The organism is Vibrio sp. D420a, assembly GCF_030248625.1.
In the GTDB taxonomy this organism is placed as follows: Bacteria; Pseudomonadota; Gammaproteobacteria; order Enterobacterales; family Vibrionaceae; genus Vibrio; species Vibrio fortis_A.
Window position 1 is genome coordinate 409,788 of sequence record NZ_JAHGAN010000023.1, and the last position, 16,002, is coordinate 425,789.

The following is a 16,002-nucleotide window of genomic DNA, read 5'->3' on the forward strand; positions in this document are numbered from 1 at the left end:
GTGGAGCTAAACTTCACAGCTATTTTTGTGCTTAACACTCGGTATTAGTAAATTGAGAGACGTAAAAAGCAGAGATGTTAGATGCAGAAAAGCTAGACGCTATGCGAACTGAATAACGTGAGATGCTTTGGCGTTTTGTATAGAACAATACAACTCCACAAATTTAAATCCAGCTTCCATCCCAAGCTGGTAATCATATAAGAGATCTTCTTTATCACTCATCAATGAGCTCGATTTGAGAGGTTCACTCGGCGCAATTTGAATCACGAAAGTATCGTCCGGAGGAGAGTGTAAGAAATCTTCAGTTAATGAGTAGGTTTGATAGTGAACCATTAACATATCCGCCAAGCCTGAATCGAACTTATCGCCAACCAAGTGACTAAGACGATAGATATCATCAGCACCAAACAGCCAACGCCCGCCATTAAGCAAGTCTAAATGCCGCCTGTCACGTTTCTGTTGCTTAGAGCGCGTGATCTGTTGCTGAAAGAACGAACTCCAATCGACCTTCCATTGCTCGACTTTCTGTTGCCAATGCTCTTGCACGCTGCTGAAAGAGCTACGAAACCACTCCAGCTCTTCCGCCGAGATAGGTTTCGGCGGCTTAGGCCGTTGCTCCAATTCATTCTCAGGGCGCCATTCAGAAGCCGGCTCAGTGCGTATAACAATTATTGAGCGCGCTTGCCTTCTCCAAGCCTCTTGAACCGGAATTGAAGCCGATACCCCACCATCTACATAATTCTCCCCAGCGATCTCAACCTCTCCATTGTAAAGTCGAGGAATGGCACAGGTTGCAAGCATAACCTTATACCAATCTTCACTAAATAGCGGGAAATAATGATCTTTAAGATCTTTTACACCCGTCACTGCCGCATAGATATTACGTCCACCTAAGGCTTGCTGCCCTAAATCAAGGTCGAGCTTGTAAGGATAGGCCAGGATTTTTTCGAGCGCCCACTCCATTCCCAAGCCTTTCCGGTGGCGAATATAAGAGAATAGATTGAAAAACTCAGGATCTGTGGTCAGATCCATAATAAAAGACTTACCCAGGCCTTTGTCTCGACAAGCAAAGGCACATAGATTCAAAGCACCAGCAGAGGTACCAAAGAAATCATCGAATGGGTCAAAATTAGAGAGGAGAAAGGCGTCTAATACACCAGATGTAAATACCCCTCTTTGGCCACCACCTTGAGCAACCAAAGCTGTTTTACCAGCAATAAACTTGTCGTAGTAAGCCAAGTCTATTGCGATATCGGTATTAGTAATTACGCCACTGTTCATTGCTACTTAAAGCGAACTGTGTAATTTCGCTTTCCTGCTATGGTTAGTTAGTTATTGCGATAAAACCGAACGTTAGCAGCACAATGAAGATAAAAGCGGTAATTTGTAGAGCGTTTTTCAGATCATGTTCCATAGACACCTCTGGTTATTATATTTAGTTTAGCCTTATTAAAGTGATATCAGGTGTGTGAAGTATGTTCAAGATTCGTCGAAATTAGTCGCACAATATTGATGTAAGCATCACAATTAGTAGGTGTTTGGATAAGGATAGGCCCATGAATAACAAAACAAATGCTCTCGTGCTTTTCGCCCTTCTGAGTTATTCAGGGGCTTCTCTATCAGCTGAGATTCAAATCACCCCGATGATAGGTTTCACTGGCGGTGGTGCTGTCGAGGATGAAGATGGCAACACCTACGATATGGAAAATTCAGCCAGCTACTCTCTTGCTATCGAGACGCCAATCGAAAAGGGGCGAGTTGGGTTATTTTACTCAAATCAAAAGTCTGAACTGGAATCCCTAAAACTAGACTCTTCAATTCAATACCTACACTTCCAGAGCAGTATCTACTACCCTGCCACGAATCAGTTTTCTGGTTACCTAGGTTTGGGACTGGGCGCTTCCTATGTCGATGTCGATTGGGCCAAAGATAAGTACGGATTCTCAGCATCTATTTTTGGTGGTGTGGAATACAAGCTCTCTGATAGCCTCGCACTAACTACTCAATTGCGTTGGCTAGGTACGGTCGTTGATAACGATACCAGCGGAGCCTGTAACTTACCCTCTACTGGGCAGAACTGTGTGATCCGATTTGAAACCGATTGGATGAACCAGTTTCAAGCCAATGTCGGCCTGACATTTACTTTTTAGCGATACAACGCCAGGTGCATAAGGGCGCTGCACATCTGCATTAATGCTATCTAATAAAAAAACAGGCGCGGATATAACCGCGCCTGTTTATATATCAGTCTTGTGAGCTTAAAACTTGTAAGTCACACCTACCGCACCACCAAGTTGTAACTCTGCTCCTGCGTACAAATCCAACTCAGGATGAACTTGCGCGTAAGCGTTCCATCCGTCATAGAAGTTCACTTTTACACCCAGTGGTACTCGCACACCGAAGTCATCTTCCCACTCAGCCCACGCGCCAACGCCAACATACCAGTCTAATGGTGTTTCTGAATCAAACTTGCCACGTTTAAGCATGTAATCGAAGGCTGCGCCATCATTACCCACGGTCACGCGGTAAGTGTTATCTATTTCAATCACTGCGCTCAAGTCTTGGTCTAGTGCTAAACCCACTTCAAGGTCTGCATTGTCTGCCGCGTGTGCAACAAAAGAACTGCTCGCAATCAGGAGACCAAATAATCCATATTGTTTCATAATCAAGCCCTATTAATACATCTGCGATGAAGCATAGTTACCTATTAAAGATAGATGTCATCGTAGAGTTAGAGAATCATGGATATTAAGTCAACTTGGCCACAGTGGTGAAGAGTATGCAGAAACGAAAAAAGGAGGCTCAAAGCCTCCTTCTATTCGATTGAATCAGTGATTAGCCGTTGTTACGGATCCACTCATCCATGTCTGTTTTCAGGTTGTCAGACTTAGTACCGAAGATAGCTTGAACGCCACCAGCTACTACTACTACACCAGCAGCACCTAGTTTCTTCAGTTTGTCTTGGTCAACAACTTCTGTATCAGCAACAGCTACACGTAGACGAGTGATACAAGCGTCAAGACCAGTGATGTTAGCCTTACCGCCAAATGCAGCAACTAGTTCACCAGCTAGCTCAGAGCCAGTCGCTACAGCTTGGTCTTCTGACTCGTCTTCACGACCAGGAGTCTTAAGGTCTAGAGCTTTGATTACTGTGCGGAATACGAAGTAGTAAAGCGCTGCGTAACCTAGGCCACAAACAATCATTAGACCCATCTTAGACGCGTTGCCAGATAGAACTAGGAAGTCGATTAGACCGTGAGAGAAAGATGTACCGTGTACAAAACCTAGAGTGTTCGCTAGAACGTATGCAGAACCTGCTAGTAGAGCGTGGATTGCGTACAGTACTGGAGCAACGAATAGGAATGAGAATTCGATTGGCTCAGTAATACCTGTTAGGAATGAAGTCAGAGCAGCTGATGCCATGATACCCATTACTTTAACGCGGTTTTCAGGTTTAGCAGAGTGTGCAATTGCAATTGCAGCAGCTGGTAGACCGAACATCTTGAACATGTAACCACCTGCTAGCTGACCGAAGCCGTTGCCTGCAGCACGAGATGCTTCATCAGCAACTAGGTAACAAGTAAGAACACCGTTTTGAGTTTCGCCAGCAGCGTTTACACAAGTACCAGCTTCGAAGAAGAAAGGTACGTTCCAAACGTGGTGAAGACCGAATGGGATCAGAGAACGCTCGATGATGCCGTAGATACCAAACGCAACTTGTGGGTTTTGGTGTGCAGCCCAATCAGAGAATGAAGCGATTGCACCGCCAACTGGTGGCCATACGATAGATAGTAGGATTGCAAGACCGATCGCAGAGAAACCAGTGATGATTGGCACAGCACGCTTACCAGCGAAGAAGCCAAGGTACTCTGGAAGTTGAATACGGAAGAAACGGTTGAATGCCCAAGCAGCAACACCACCGACTAGGATACCACCTAGTACACCAGTATCGATTTTCTCAACGCCCATAACACCAGCCATTACGCCAAGTGTTGCAGTCATGATACCGTAACCAACGATTGCAGCTAGACCAGCTACACCGTCATTGTTTGTAAAGCCAAGTGCAACACCTACAGCAAATAGCAGAGCCATTTGACCGAATACTGAACCACCCGCTTGTTCCATTAGATTAGAAACAATCTCTGGAATGAAAGAAAGGTCCGCTGCACCAACACCAAGCAAAATACCCGCAACTGGTAAAACTGATACTGGTAGCATCAGAGACTTACCAACTTTTTGCAGGCTAGCAAAAAGGTTCTTAAACATGTTTATGCTCCTGATAAAGATAAAATAATTATATGGGTTCTAACGGCACACCCCCGTAGCCTAAATGTTAGCACCCAGTGAAAATGTAACCATGTATTGCATTATATTTTCTGCCGCTAAATATATATTGATGGGTAACAAACTTTCTAGTGACTTACGAAATTTAGTTTCAAAACACGTCTTGGATCACATGTCAAATCCAAAAATGCAATGGTTTACAGAAACCTAAATTATTGTTTTTAAATGATTTTTTATTTAAAACTTATTATTTCACGGGGTAAATAAAATAAGAGGTAATGTTATTTTTAGTAACAAAATTACAGATGTTATATTTTATGCTCTCAAGTTCAACATAATTCGTAAACATTAAAAAAGTTGAGCGTTTTGGTGATCTAATACGCAAAAAAGGGAGCTTACGCTCCCTTTTGTTTATCAAATTGATTTTTCATCGCAAAAAAAGTTTTCGGTAATTTTCCGTTGTTTTTTGTGCAACTTCTTTCATTGAGATTCCCTTAAGCTGGGCGATGTACGCGGCCACTTCAACCACATATGCAGGCTGATTCTGCTTGCCACGATATGGGACCGGAGCGAGATATGGAGAATCTGTTTCAATCAGTAGCCTATCAAGTGGGATATTTTTAACCACTTCCTTTAACTCTGTCGCTTGCCTAAAGGTCACGATGCCAGAAATAGATATGTAAAAACCCAACTCCATCGCAGCATCAGCGAACGCCTGATCCTCAGTAAAACAGTGAATAACACCACCGCATTTCTCAGCACCACCATCACGCAAAATAGCGAGAGTATCTTCGCGTGCATTGCGTGTATGAATGATCAAAGGCTTGTTAAGCTCGACTGCAAGCTCAACATGCTGCTTAAAGCGTTCTTGTTGCAGCTCTGCTGTCTCTGGTTGGTAGTGGTAATCCAACCCGGTCTCACCAATGGCAACAACCTTATCGTCGCTTGCGTAACGACGCATACGTTCAAAATCGAAGTCACTCTCAACATCAAGTGGATGAACACCACACGATGCATGAACATTATCGAAAGGCGAGATCATTTCGAGCATATTTTCGAAAGAATCTAATGTCACGCCAACGGAAAGTAGCTGTTCAACGTTAGCCTCTTTGGCCTTATTGATGACATCTTCTACGCCAGTATGTAAATCTTGATAGTCCAATTTGTCTAAATGACAGTGGGAATCTACGAACATGTTTCCTCGCAAGTGGCGATAAGCCAATTCATTATCAGAAGCTCTGTGTTAAGCCCTGGGTGTTGCTTTAATTGTTCAAGAAGAACCAATAGCTGACTCGACGATTTATGAGCCGCTCGATACGAAAGAGTGCTCGATAAGGCTTGTGCGCTCGGCAGAATAGATTGGCTTTGAATACCAAAATGCACCTTCTGCACGTCTGAGAGTAGATGCCATAGCCAGCTTAGCTGAACAATTGAATCTTTCGCTATTTCAGATGCCAATTGCATCAAATTAAAGTCATTACGTTGGACAATCTTCAGAAAGCGGTCAAACAGTTGTTGAGAACTCTCTAAACCGCCCTCTTCTACCATAACCTTTGCCAGTAGCGGAGCGTTGTCATTCAGAGCGAGCACGTAGTCTGGGACATCTTTACCTAGCTCTTGCTTCAACCATTGACCGCCAACCTCTAAGCTCGGCGTTGCAACACTAAATTGCTGACAGCGACTCACAATCGTCGGCATTAAACGATGACTGTTCTGGCTAACTAGAATAAAAATACACTCACTAGAAGGCTCTTCTAAGGTCTTTAGCAGTGCATTCGATGCCGATTCATTCATCGCCTCGGCTGGACTAACGACGATGACACGCAAGCCATTCAATTGGGATGACTCTTGCGCCCAGCGATTACTCGATCGTATCTGATCGACCGTGATCGCTTTGCCCTCTTTCTCTGGAGAGATAACATGAAAATCCGGGTGACTGCCGGATTTCATCAGCTCACAGCTATGACAAAAACCGCAAGCCTCACTTTCGTAGTTGATACACATCAACGACGCGGTGAGTTGATCCACGGCTTTTTCAACACCCAAACCTAGCGGTGCATTCACAATCGATGAATTAGGGAATCGCCCTGCTTCTAGACTCTTTTTCCACTCGTTCCAAAGTGGTGATAGCCAAGGGTATAACTCGGTCATGTTTAACCTACTGTTGCTCTAACCAAGTTGTTAGTGCTTGTTTGATATCTGCCGCTACTTGCTCGATCTCTTGCTCTGCATTAATGACCAATACCGATTCATCTTGCTCAGCGATCTCTAAGTAACGTTCACGTGTACGGTCGAAGAATGAGATATCCATCTTTTCAATACGATCTAACTCGCCGCGACCACGCGCACGCTCAAGGCCAACACGTGGGTCCAAATCTAAATATAGAGTCAAATCGGGCTTGAAGTCGCCTAAAGTAGTCTCTTTTAATGACGTCATGGTCTTGCGGTCAATCTGACGACCACCGCCTTGATAGGCTTGTGACGACATATCATGACGGTCACCCAGTACCCATTTACCTTCAGAAAGCGCTGGCTTAATTACATTCTCTACCAGTTGAACACGCGCTGCATACATCAATAACAGCTCGGTCATATCTTGCAGCTTCTCACCTTCATGCTCTTCTTTAACCAAAGAACGCATCTTTTCGGCAAGAACAGTGCCACCGGGCTCACGAGTATTCACGACCTCTGCAACACCAGACTCTTTGAGTGTCGCTAAGATTGCGTTAATCGCAGTGCTTTTACCTGCACCTTCTAGACCTTCTACCGTAATAAACTTAGACTGATTCATAGCTTTGTTCTTTATTTGTTCTTTCTTAATTGTTTTAAGTAAGCTCGTACTGCACGGTTGTGCTCAGCCAAACTCTTTGAAAATACGTGACCACCTGTGCCGCTTGCCACAAAGTAAAGGTAGTTACTTTGTTCTGGGTTCAAAGCCGCATTAATCGATGCTCTGCCAGCCATCGCAATCGGCGTAGGCGGTAGACCATTGATAGTGTATGTGTTGTATGGTGTTGGTGTTCTTAAATCTTTCTTACGAATGTTGCCATCATAGCTATCACCCATTCCGTAGATAACGGTTGGATCGGTTTGCAGGCGCATACGCTTGTTTAGGCGATTCACGAATACCGATGAAACACGCTCACGCTCAGAAGCAACGGCGGTCTCTTTTTCGATAATAGACGCTAGGATAAGCGCTTCGTAAGGTGATTTTAGAGGCAGTTTTTCAGCGCGAGCACCCCACTCTTGGTTAACCACATCCATGAGATCTTTGTGAGCACGCTTCAACAAATCTAAATCGCTGGTGCCATAGGTGTAGTGATAAGTCTCAGCGAGGAATAAACCTTCTAACTTCTTGTGTTCAATACCCAGTAGCTCTGCGATCTCTTCTTCTGAGACGCCTTGTAGCGTCTGCTCAATAAATTCGTTCTGCTCTAACTGCTGACGCCACTCATCAAAGCGGCTACCTTCAACAAATGTGATCGTAAACTGGTGCTCTTTACCTTCAACCAATACTTGAAGTGCTTGGTTAAGCGTTAGTTCTGGCTCAAGCAAGAAAGTACCCGCTTTTACATCAACCAATTCTGGGTGAAGCTTACGAATCAGCTTGCTGTATGGCGACGCCGTAAACAAACCTTCATCAACCAGTTGATTCAATACACGATGGAAACTCGCACCAGGAGCAACAGTGATCACCTGTGGCTCCTCTAGCTGAATCACTTGTTTTAGGTGCGCTTCAGCTTGATTGTAAATATAGAATGCTGCTGATGCTGCGATCACTAAGCATAAGACGACAAAAATAGATAACTTCTTAATCACGAGTTTAATAGTCCTTGAAGGGTACGTGTGACATGTCCAATTTCGAATTGTGTTTCTTTAATCTTGGTAACAGGAGCAACACCGAGGATCGAGTTAGTCATAAAGACCTCGTCGCTAGAAAGCAGGTGCTCTAGGTCAAAGCGACCGACGACAACCTCCGTTTGTTTACCTAATTCCAGCAGCACCTGTTTACGCATCACCCCAGCAACGCCACTGGCGTTAAGCTCAGGAGTGAAGAGCTTAGAACCCTTACGCCAAAACAGGTTTGCCATTGTGGTTTCGACCACCTGATCATTGATATCTAATGCAATACCATCCACCAAGTCTAATTCATCTAGCTCAGCTTTCATGAGAACCTGTTCAAGACGATTGTTATGCTTGTGGCCGGCTAACAATGGAGATAGCCCTAGTTTTTGCTGACAAACACCGAGTTCGACGCCAGATTGCTGCCATTGGTCATAATGTTCTGGATATGCAAACGTACTAATGGTCACGACAGGTGACAACACGCCTGACGGGCTGTAACCTCGACCACCAGAACCACGACTCACATGCAGCTTAACGCCTCCTAACCCTTTTTCAGGTACAGAGCAAAGCGCTTTATCCAACCAAAAGCTGACTTGCTCCCAATCGAGAGGAGCAATGCGCAAAGCAACGAGACAAGCATCAACTCGCTGTTGGTGGTCATTGTAATATTGAATTTCACCATCGAGTGTCAGCATCGTGGTAAAACAACCATCGCCGTACTGAAACGAGCGATCGGTTAAGGCGACTGTTTGTTGGCTTTCTCCATCAACCCAAAACATGCTTTTCTCCAAAAAAGAAACGGCTCAATGCTAAGCATCAAGCCGTTTAAAAACAAGTCTAATTAGTGACTATCTACGATGTTTGAGTCTTTTATAAGATGATTAAATCTTTTTGAAGATCAAACAGCCGTTTGTACCACCAAAGCCGAATGAGTTACACGCCGCATATTCCATGCCGCTAACTTCACGCGCTGTGTGTGGAACTAGGTCAATGTCTAGACCCTCTTCAGGATCGTCTAGGTTGATAGTTGGTGGAACAACTTGGTCAACCAGAGACATTGCAGTGATGATAGCTTCTGCAGAACCCGCAGCACCTAGTAAGTGACCAGTCATCGACTTAGTCGAAGAAACTAGCACTTGCTTGTAACCTGCTTCGCCAAGAGCACGCTTGATGCCTTTGATCTCTGCTACGTCACCTGCTGGAGTCGATGTACCGTGTGCATTCACATAACCGATTTGTTCACCAGTAATGCCAGCATCACGCATCGCCGCTTCCATCGCTAATGCACCACCTGAACCATCTTCACTTGGAGAAGTCATGTGGTAAGCGTCACCAGACATACCGAAGCCTACAAGCTCACAGTAGATCTTAGCGCCACGTGCTTTAGCGTGTTCGTACTCTTCTAGTACCATCATGCCTGCGCCATCGCCAAGAACAAAACCGTCACGGCCTTTATCCCATGGACGAGAAGCTTTTTGCGGCTCATCGTTACGTGTTGATAATGCTTTAGCTGCACCGAAACCACCCATACCTAGAGGCGTAGATGCTTTCTCAGCACCACCCGCTAGCATCGCGTCAGCATCGCCGTATGCAATCATACGAGCTGCGTGACCAATGTTATGTAGGCCAGTTGTACATGCAGTAGAAATAGCGATGTTAGGACCGCGTAGACCACGCATGATAGACATGTGACCAGCAATCATGTTCACGATCGTTGACGGAACAAAGAATGGGCTAATTTTACGAGGGCCTTTTTCAGTCAGCGCTTGGTGACCAGCTTCGATCAAACCAAGGCCACCGATACCAGAACCGATAGCCACACCAATACGTGGTGCGTTCTCATCAGTAACGGTTAGACCAGAATCATCAAGTGCCTGAACACCTGCTGCGACGCCGTACTGGATGAATAGATCCATTTTACGAGCATCTTTTTTAGACATGTACTCTTCGCAGTTAAAGTCTTTAACTAGACCTGCAAAACGAGTTGAGAAATTGGTTGCATCAAAGTGCTCGATATTCACGATACCACTTTGACCAGCTAGCAGGGCTTTCCAAGAAGATTCTACAGTGTTGCCTACCGGTGACAACATACCCATGCCAGTGACAACTACACGACGCTTGGACACGATTTTACACTCCGGGGATTGAAATGATTTAGGATGAGGATAGATGAGTTAGATAAAACACAGGCGGTCGAGGTGACCGCCTGGGAGAGATTATTACTGAGCGCTAGTTACGTAATCGATAGCAGCTTGAACAGTAGTAATTTTCTCAGCTTCTTCATCTGGGATTTCAGTGTCGAATTCTTCTTCTAGAGCCATTACTAGCTCAACAGTGTCTAGAGAATCAGCACCTAGGTCATCAACGAAAGAAGCTTCGTTTTTAACTTCTGCTTCGTCTACACCTAGTTGTTCAACAATGATTTTCTTTACGCGTTCTTCGAGGTTGCTCATTTTTTCTTTTCCTTTACAGAGTTCGCTTTATGCGATGTTTTCCGTAGTTTATTCAATCTATTAAAAGTTGCAAGGCCAACTTTTCTGGTCAAACCACAATTTTAGCGATTTTAACCGAAATTACGTATGATTTTGACTTAAATCATGCACAAATGTTGCACACAATTTACACCATGTACATACCGCCATTGACGTGAAGTGTTTCACCTGTGATATAAGCTGCCGCAGGCGACGCCAAAAATACCACAGCTTCAGCGATTTCGCGAGGGTCACCTAGACGACCTGCTGGTACATTCGCCAAAGTTGCTGCACGTTGGTCATCATTTAGTGCTTTTGTCATGTCTGTTTCAATAAAACCAGGTGCAACAGTGTTCACTGTCACACCACGAGAAGCTACTTCACGTGCCATAGACTTAGTGAAACCGATAACACCTGCTTTAGCTGCAGCGTAGTTTGCTTGGCCAGCGTTACCCATAGTACCAACAACAGAACCTACGTTGATGATACGGCCTTCACGCTTCTTCATCATGCCACGAAGTACAGCTTTAGACATGCGGTAGATAGGCGTTAGGTTCGTATCGATGATATCGTTCCACTCGTCATCTTTCATGCGCATAAGTAGGTTATCGCGTGTGATACCAGCATTGTTCACTAGGATATCAATCGCACCAAAATCATCGTTGATGGTTTTTAGTGTTGCAGCGATAGAATCAACATCTGTTACGTTCAGAGCAAGACCTTTACCGTTCTCACCAAGATACTCGCTGATCGCAGCAGCACCGTTTTCTGACGTTGCAGTACCGATAACTTTAGCACCGCGCTCAACTAAAAGTTCAGCGATAGCACGACCGATACCACGGCTTGCACCTGTAACTAGTGCAACTTTGCCTTCTAAATTCATCATAACTTCTCTTTATGTCGTTATTTAGCAGCTTCTAGTGATGCAGCATCATTTACTGCAGCAGCTGTCATTGTTTTAACAATACGCTTAGTTAGACCTGTTAGTACTTTACCTGGGCCTAATTCTAGTAGTTTTTCTACGCCTTGCTCGTTCATTGCTTGAACACCCTCAGTCCAACGTACTGGGCTGTAAAGTTGACGAACAAGTGCATCTTTAATCTTCGCAGGGTCTGTTTCAGCAACCACATCAACATTGTTGATAACAGGCAATGCAGGTGCGTTGAACTCTAGTGCTTCTAGAGCATCGGCTAGCTTCTCAGCAGCTGGCTTCATTAGTGCACAGTGAGACGGTACAGATACTGGTAGAGGAAGTGCACGCTTAGCGCCCGCTTCTTTACATAGTGCACCAGCACGCTCTACAGCCGCTTTATTACCAGCGATAACAACTTGGCCTGGAGAGTTGAAGTTAACTGGAGAAACCACTTCATCTTGTGCAGCTTCTTCACAAGCTTTAGCGATTGATTCGTCATCTAGACCAATGATTGCGTACATTGCACCAACGCCTGCTGGTACCGCTTCTTGCATCAATTGACCACGAAGTTCAACCAGCTTGATCGCTTCTTTGAAGTCGATAACGCCTGCACATACTAATGCAGAGTACTCACCTAGGCTGTGGCCTGCTAGGTTTGCAGGTTGCTCTAGGCCAAGCTCTTGCCATACACGCCAGATAGCAACAGATGCTGCAAGTAGAGCTGGTTGAGTACGGAAAGTTTCGTTTAGGTTTTCTACTGGACCTTCTTGAACTAGAGCCCATAGGTCGTAACCAAGAGCTTCAGAAGCTTCAGCGAATGTTTGTTTTACAACATCATACTGCTCGCCTAGTTCAGCAAGCATACCAACAGCTTGAGAGCCTTGGCCTGGGAATACGATAGCAAACTTGCTCATTGTAATTATCCTTTAAGCAATGCAAAAAATTGAATAAGGCACATAATCTATGTGCCTTGATTGTTCTGTCGACTTAGGGGTTAGAACTTAACCAGAGCTGAGCCCCAAGTGAAACCGCCACCAAACGCTTCAAGAAGAAGAGTCTGACCGCGCTTAATTCGTCCATCGCGAACCGCTTCATCTAACGCAGTCGGAACCGTCGCTGCCGACGTGTTGCCGTGCTTATCAAGTGTAATCACCACCTGATCAAGTGACATAGTTAGCTTTTTAGCTGTTGCAGAGATAATGCGGTAGTTGGCTTGGTGTGGTACCAACCAATCAAGTTCCGACTTATCCATATTGTTCGCTGCCAGTGTATCTTTTACTAGCTTAGAAAGCTGAGTCACTGCCACCTTGAAAACTTCGTTGCCTGCCATGTGAAGCCATTTGTCAGCGTCGCCGCCGCGCTCTGGAACTTCAAGGCTAAGTAGTTCACCGTATTTACCATCAGAGTAAATGTGAGTAGACAAAATACCTGGCTCTTCACTCGCGCCCACAACAACCGCACCTGCACCATCACCAAATAGGATGATAGTAGAGCGATCGGTTGGGTCACAAGTTTTAGACAGTGCATCTGCACCGATAACCAAAACGTTCTTACACATGCCTGATTTGATGTGTTGGTCAGCCACTGATAGTGCGTAAACAAAACCAGAACATGCCGCCGCTAAGTCAAACGCTGGGCAACCTTTAATACCAAGCTTACCTTGCACCTGGCATGCAGAAGAAGGGAACGTATGGCTGCTGCTGGTCGTTGCAACAATGATCAAGTCGATATCATTTTTATCGATACCCGCCATATCAATTGCGTTTTCAGCAGCGTAGAACGCCATATCCGCTACAGTTTCATTTTCTGCAGCAATACGACGCTCTTTAATACCTGTTCTAGCAACAATCCACTCATCGCTAGTCTCTACCATTTTCTCTAGATCTGCGTTTGTACGCACCTGAGATGGCAAGTAGCTGCCAGTACCTAATATTTTGCTATACATGAAGACTAATAATGCCTCTCGAGTAAAACCGCTTCCAAACGATCGCTAATGCGGCTAGGGACTTGTCGTTTGACCTCGTGTACTGCCTCGCCAATTGCGTTGACGACCGCAGATACATCAGCACTTCCATGACTTTTAATGACAATGCCGCGCAATCCTAACAAACTTGCGCCGTTATACTGGTCGGGGTTCAAGGTTTTTAATTCAGTAAATAGCTCAGAAAACAGTATTCTGGCGATCCAACCCTTTATCGTTGACGCCATGATGCGCGTTTTTAGCTTATCAATAAAGAGTTGTGCAGTGCCTTCACACGTTTTTAGGCACACATTGCCCACAAAACCATCACAAACAACCACATCTGCTGCATCTTGCAGCAGTTGATTTCCTTCAATATAGCCGATGAAGTTCACAGACTGGGTGTTAGACAACATTTCCGCGCATCGTTTTACAAGGTCATTGCCTTTTATTTCTTCTGCGCCGATATTCAAAATCGCGACACGTGGTGGGCGGTTTAAATGTTGTTCTGCGAGTGCGCTTCCCATAACAGCAAACTGAAAAAGAGAGTCTGCGTCACTGGATACGTTGGCACCTAGGTCCAGCATCCACGTTCTACCACCGGATGCAGTTGGCAACGCTGAGACAAGTGCTGGTCTATCAATGCCGGGAAGGAGTTTCAAACGAAAACGAGACAAAGCCATTAATGCACCGGTATTACCACCGCTGACACATGCGTCTGCTTGAGATTCCGCAACCAGATCGATTGCTTCACGCATAGAACTGCCCTGACTGTTTCGTAAGGCAAGAGAAGGCTTTTCTGAGTTTGAAATAACTCGGTCACAGTGCTGGATGCTCAAACGAGAATCAGGCTGTCGACCTAATGAGGATAATTGAGATGTGATCGCATCTCGATCACCTATGAGAATGACTTTTAGCTCTGGGAAATACGACAGTGCCTGCACGGCGGCAGGCACTGTTACACGAGGACCGAAATCCCCGCCCATTGCATCAAGCGCAACGGTTATATTTTGCAAAAGGTCAACCTTACTTGTTGATAACCTTTTTGCCGCGGTAGTAACCTTCCGCAGTCACGTTGTGACGTAGGTGAGTTTCACCTGAAGTTGCGTCTACAGAAAGTGCAGCTGTAGTTAGCGCATCGTGTGAACGACGCATGCCACGCATTGAACGTGATTTCTTGCTCTTTTGTACGGCCATTGACCCTACTCCTATGTAAATTCTTAAAGAAGCAGTTACTTCTTTAAGCTTTTTAAAACATCAAATGGATTCGGCTTTTTTTCTTCCTCAATTTCTTCAGGAAGTTCACCAAACACCAAGTTATTTGAGTTAACGCTACAGTCCGCTTCGTCGTGCATTGCTACTTGAGGCAATCCAAGGATAAACTCGTCTTCAACTAGTTGAATCAGGTCTAACTCACCGTACTCGTTCAGATCTACCAAATCGTACTCTTCCGGTGCTTCTTCTTCACTTTTCTCATTGTAGTAAGGAGTATAAGTGAATTCGACATCGCACTCATGTGCGAAAACCTCATTACAACGTTGACACTCTAAATCGACTTCGACGTTAGCTTTACCAGAGATAACGACTAATCGTTGTTCATCAAGCCCAAATGACAATGAGACTTGCGCGTCACGTTTTACGCCTTCAGTTGCTTCGCTTAAGCGCTTGAAAAGACTAGTTTGGATGATGCCATCTAAATCAAGTCGTTTTTGAGCGGTTCTAGCCGGATCAACTGTACGCGGTATTTTTACCTTTTGCATAGGGCGCGAATATTATCTTCCAAATCGAGTTTAGTCAAAGGAAATGGCAAAAAAAGTACACTTTTTTCCCTTTCCCATACAGAGCATTATGAATATCAAGATAAGTTACTATATCCTGCATTAAATGCTTCTACGAATTGTAAATTAAAATGAAAAATTACCAACTAGTTTTGGCCTCTACTTCGCCATTTAGGCAAGAGATCCTCAAAAAGCTCCATTTAGACTTTGTGACTGCTAAGCCAGACTGCGACGAAACACCAATTGCCGGAGAATCACCGCAACAATTAGTTATGCGTTTAGCAGAAGAAAAAGCCAAGTCTTGTCAGGTCACTTCGCCAAGCCTGATCATAGGTTCGGACCAGGTGTGTGTGATCGATGGAGAAATCATTGGTAAACCACACAGCCGCGAAAAGGCCATTGAACAGCTATCACGTCAAAGCGGCAAAAGCATCACCTTTTACACCGGCCTCTCTGTTTGGAATTCCGTTACTCAAAAAGCTGACACACGTCTCGACACCTTTGTGGTTCATTTTCGCGACTTAACCACTACGCAAATCGAAAGCTACGTCGACAAAGAGCAGCCTTTCTATTGTGCGGGCAGTTTTAAGAGTGAAGGACTGGGTATTGCTCTCTTTGAACGTCTTGAAGGTAAAGACCCCAATACGTTAATTGGACTGCCGCTTATCGACCTGATTGATATGTTGGAAGCGCAAGGGTTGGATGTGCTTTAGGTTGGTCTCGAGCACCCTATAGAGATTCCCTACTCCT

The 16,002-nt window shown here is 44.9% G+C and carries 19 protein-coding genes; 2 read left to right on the forward strand and 17 right to left on the reverse strand.

The genetic code is table 11. The features are described from left to right. Positions 1–99 precede the first annotated feature (99 nt). Positions 100–1,281, reverse strand: a complete 1,182-nt coding sequence (locus tag KI743_RS16790) for a patatin family protein (RefSeq protein ID WP_285467357.1) — start codon at positions 1,279–1,281, stop codon at positions 100–102. Between the two features lie 43 nt (positions 1,282–1,324). Beyond that, a complete protein-coding gene (locus tag KI743_RS24655; RefSeq protein WP_150868968.1) occupies positions 1,325–1,414 on the reverse strand; it encodes a YnhF family membrane protein in 90 nt (29 codons plus the stop codon). 142 nt (positions 1,415–1,556) lie between these two features. On the opposite strand from KI743_RS24655, the gene KI743_RS16795 reads away from it, so the two are divergent. Continuing rightward, positions 1,557–2,150, forward strand: coding sequence for an outer membrane protein (locus KI743_RS16795; protein ID WP_285467359.1), 594 nt, complete (start codon positions 1,557–1,559; stop codon positions 2,148–2,150). A gap of 108 nt (positions 2,151–2,258) precedes the next feature. Here KI743_RS16795 and KI743_RS16800 read toward each other — a convergent pair whose 3' ends face one another. The 15 genes from KI743_RS16800 to yceD all read right to left on the reverse strand — a co-directional run bounded on the left by KI743_RS16800 (position 2,259) and on the right by yceD (position 15,234). Beyond that, complete coding sequence (locus tag KI743_RS16800; protein ID WP_150868970.1) at positions 2,259–2,663, reverse strand: hypothetical protein; 405 nt, start codon at positions 2,661–2,663, stop codon at positions 2,259–2,261. 172 nt (positions 2,664–2,835) lie between these two features. Next, the gene (gene ptsG / locus KI743_RS16805; protein ID WP_150893982.1) at positions 2,836–4,266 is read right to left on the reverse strand and encodes a PTS glucose transporter subunit IIBC; all 1,431 of its coding nucleotides are present in this window, start codon (positions 4,264–4,266) and stop codon (positions 2,836–2,838) included. 445 nt (positions 4,267–4,711) lie between these two features. Beyond that, a complete protein-coding gene (locus KI743_RS16810; RefSeq protein ID WP_032552042.1) occupies positions 4,712–5,479 on the reverse strand; it encodes a TatD family hydrolase in 768 nt (255 codons plus the stop codon). Next, positions 5,470–6,435, reverse strand: coding sequence for a DNA polymerase III subunit delta' (locus KI743_RS16815; RefSeq protein WP_285467360.1), 966 nt, complete (start codon positions 6,433–6,435; stop codon positions 5,470–5,472). The genes KI743_RS16810 and KI743_RS16815 overlap by 10 nt, the downstream gene beginning before the upstream one ends. Before the next feature lie 7 nt (positions 6,436–6,442). Next, the gene (tmk, locus tag KI743_RS16820; protein ID WP_285467361.1) at positions 6,443–7,075 is read right to left on the reverse strand and encodes a dTMP kinase; all 633 of its coding nucleotides are present in this window, start codon (positions 7,073–7,075) and stop codon (positions 6,443–6,445) included. A gap of 11 nt (positions 7,076–7,086) precedes the next feature. Continuing rightward, the gene (mltG, locus tag KI743_RS16825; RefSeq protein ID WP_285467362.1) at positions 7,087–8,103 is read right to left on the reverse strand and encodes an endolytic transglycosylase MltG; all 1,017 of its coding nucleotides are present in this window, start codon (positions 8,101–8,103) and stop codon (positions 7,087–7,089) included. Next, a complete protein-coding gene (gene pabC / locus KI743_RS16830; RefSeq protein WP_285467363.1) occupies positions 8,100–8,909 on the reverse strand; it encodes an aminodeoxychorismate lyase in 810 nt (269 codons plus the stop codon). Before pabC ends, mltG begins: the two co-directional genes overlap by 4 nt. 102 nt (positions 8,910–9,011) lie before the next feature. Further along, positions 9,012–10,256, reverse strand: coding sequence for a beta-ketoacyl-ACP synthase II (gene fabF / locus KI743_RS16835; RefSeq protein WP_032552037.1), 1,245 nt, complete (start codon positions 10,254–10,256; stop codon positions 9,012–9,014). A 93-nt stretch (positions 10,257–10,349) separates the two neighbouring features. After that, positions 10,350–10,583 (reverse strand): acyl carrier protein, encoded by a 234-nt coding sequence (gene acpP, locus KI743_RS16840; protein ID WP_004737381.1) that lies wholly within the window; start codon positions 10,581–10,583, stop codon positions 10,350–10,352. A 166-nt stretch (positions 10,584–10,749) separates the two neighbouring features. Beyond that, on the reverse strand, positions 10,750–11,484 hold the full coding sequence (gene fabG, locus KI743_RS16845; protein ID WP_285467382.1) for a 3-oxoacyl-ACP reductase FabG: 735 nt from the start codon (positions 11,482–11,484) through the stop codon (positions 10,750–10,752). Positions 11,485–11,504: 20 nt separating this feature from the next. Next, positions 11,505–12,428 carry an ACP S-malonyltransferase gene (fabD, locus tag KI743_RS16850; protein WP_285467364.1) on the reverse strand — a complete coding sequence of 308 codons (924 nt, stop codon included), beginning with the start codon at positions 12,426–12,428 and terminating at the stop codon, positions 11,505–11,507. 80 nt (positions 12,429–12,508) lie between these two features. Next, a complete protein-coding gene (locus tag KI743_RS16855) occupies positions 12,509–13,459 on the reverse strand; it encodes a beta-ketoacyl-ACP synthase III (RefSeq protein ID WP_032552035.1) in 951 nt (316 codons plus the stop codon). A gap of 5 nt (positions 13,460–13,464) precedes the next feature. Then, positions 13,465–14,490 (reverse strand): phosphate acyltransferase PlsX, encoded by a 1,026-nt coding sequence (gene plsX, locus KI743_RS16860; RefSeq protein ID WP_285467365.1) that lies wholly within the window; start codon positions 14,488–14,490, stop codon positions 13,465–13,467. A 10-nt stretch (positions 14,491–14,500) separates the two neighbouring features. Next, positions 14,501–14,671, reverse strand: coding sequence for a 50S ribosomal protein L32 (gene rpmF, locus KI743_RS16865; RefSeq protein ID WP_004414666.1), 171 nt, complete (start codon positions 14,669–14,671; stop codon positions 14,501–14,503). 35 nt (positions 14,672–14,706) lie between these two features. Continuing rightward, the gene (gene yceD / locus KI743_RS16870) at positions 14,707–15,234 is read right to left on the reverse strand and encodes a 23S rRNA accumulation protein YceD (RefSeq protein WP_032552033.1); all 528 of its coding nucleotides are present in this window, start codon (positions 15,232–15,234) and stop codon (positions 14,707–14,709) included. A 149-nt stretch (positions 15,235–15,383) separates the two neighbouring features. Here yceD and KI743_RS16875 point away from each other — a divergent pair, with 149 nt between their 5' ends. Further along, positions 15,384–15,965 (forward strand): nucleoside triphosphate pyrophosphatase, encoded by a 582-nt coding sequence (locus KI743_RS16875; protein WP_285467366.1) that lies wholly within the window; start codon positions 15,384–15,386, stop codon positions 15,963–15,965. The last annotated feature ends 37 nt before the right edge of the window (positions 15,966–16,002 follow it).

Coding starts and splice junctions, on each gene's coding strand:
- KI743_RS16855 (WP_032552035.1), bottom strand. CDS start 13,459: ATGTATAGCAAAATATTAGGTACTGGCAGCTACTTGCCATCTCAGGTG.
- rpmF (WP_004414666.1), bottom strand. CDS start 14,671: ATGGCCGTACAAAAGAGCAAGAAATCACGTTCAATGCGTGGCATGCGT.
- KI743_RS16800 (WP_150868970.1), bottom strand. CDS start 2,663: ATGAAACAATATGGATTATTTGGTCTCCTGATTGCGAGCAGTTCTTTT.
- KI743_RS16810 (WP_032552042.1), bottom strand. CDS start 5,479: ATGTTCGTAGATTCCCACTGTCATTTAGACAAATTGGACTATCAAGAT.
- tmk (WP_285467361.1), bottom strand. CDS start 7,075: ATGAATCAGTCTAAGTTTATTACGGTAGAAGGTCTAGAAGGTGCAGGT.
- fabG (WP_285467382.1), bottom strand. CDS start 11,484: ATGAATTTAGAAGGCAAAGTTGCACTAGTTACAGGTGCAAGCCGTGGT.
- fabD (WP_285467364.1), bottom strand. CDS start 12,428: ATGAGCAAGTTTGCTATCGTATTCCCAGGCCAAGGCTCTCAAGCTGTT.
- KI743_RS16790 (WP_285467357.1), bottom strand. CDS start 1,281: ATGAACAGTGGCGTAATTACTAATACCGATATCGCAATAGACTTGGCT.
- KI743_RS24655 (WP_150868968.1), bottom strand. CDS start 1,414: ATGGAACATGATCTGAAAAACGCTCTACAAATTACCGCTTTTATCTTC.
- ptsG (WP_150893982.1), bottom strand. CDS start 4,266: ATGTTTAAGAACCTTTTTGCTAGCCTGCAAAAAGTTGGTAAGTCTCTG.
- KI743_RS16875 (WP_285467366.1), top strand. CDS start 15,384: ATGAAAAATTACCAACTAGTTTTGGCCTCTACTTCGCCATTTAGGCAA.
- KI743_RS16815 (WP_285467360.1), bottom strand. CDS start 6,435: ATGACCGAGTTATACCCTTGGCTATCACCACTTTGGAACGAGTGGAAA.
- KI743_RS16795 (WP_285467359.1), top strand. CDS start 1,557: ATGAATAACAAAACAAATGCTCTCGTGCTTTTCGCCCTTCTGAGTTAT.
- yceD (WP_032552033.1), bottom strand. CDS start 15,234: ATGCAAAAGGTAAAAATACCGCGTACAGTTGATCCGGCTAGAACCGCT.
- acpP (WP_004737381.1), bottom strand. CDS start 10,583: ATGAGCAACCTCGAAGAACGCGTAAAGAAAATCATTGTTGAACAACTA.
- pabC (WP_285467363.1), bottom strand. CDS start 8,909: ATGTTTTGGGTTGATGGAGAAAGCCAACAAACAGTCGCCTTAACCGAT.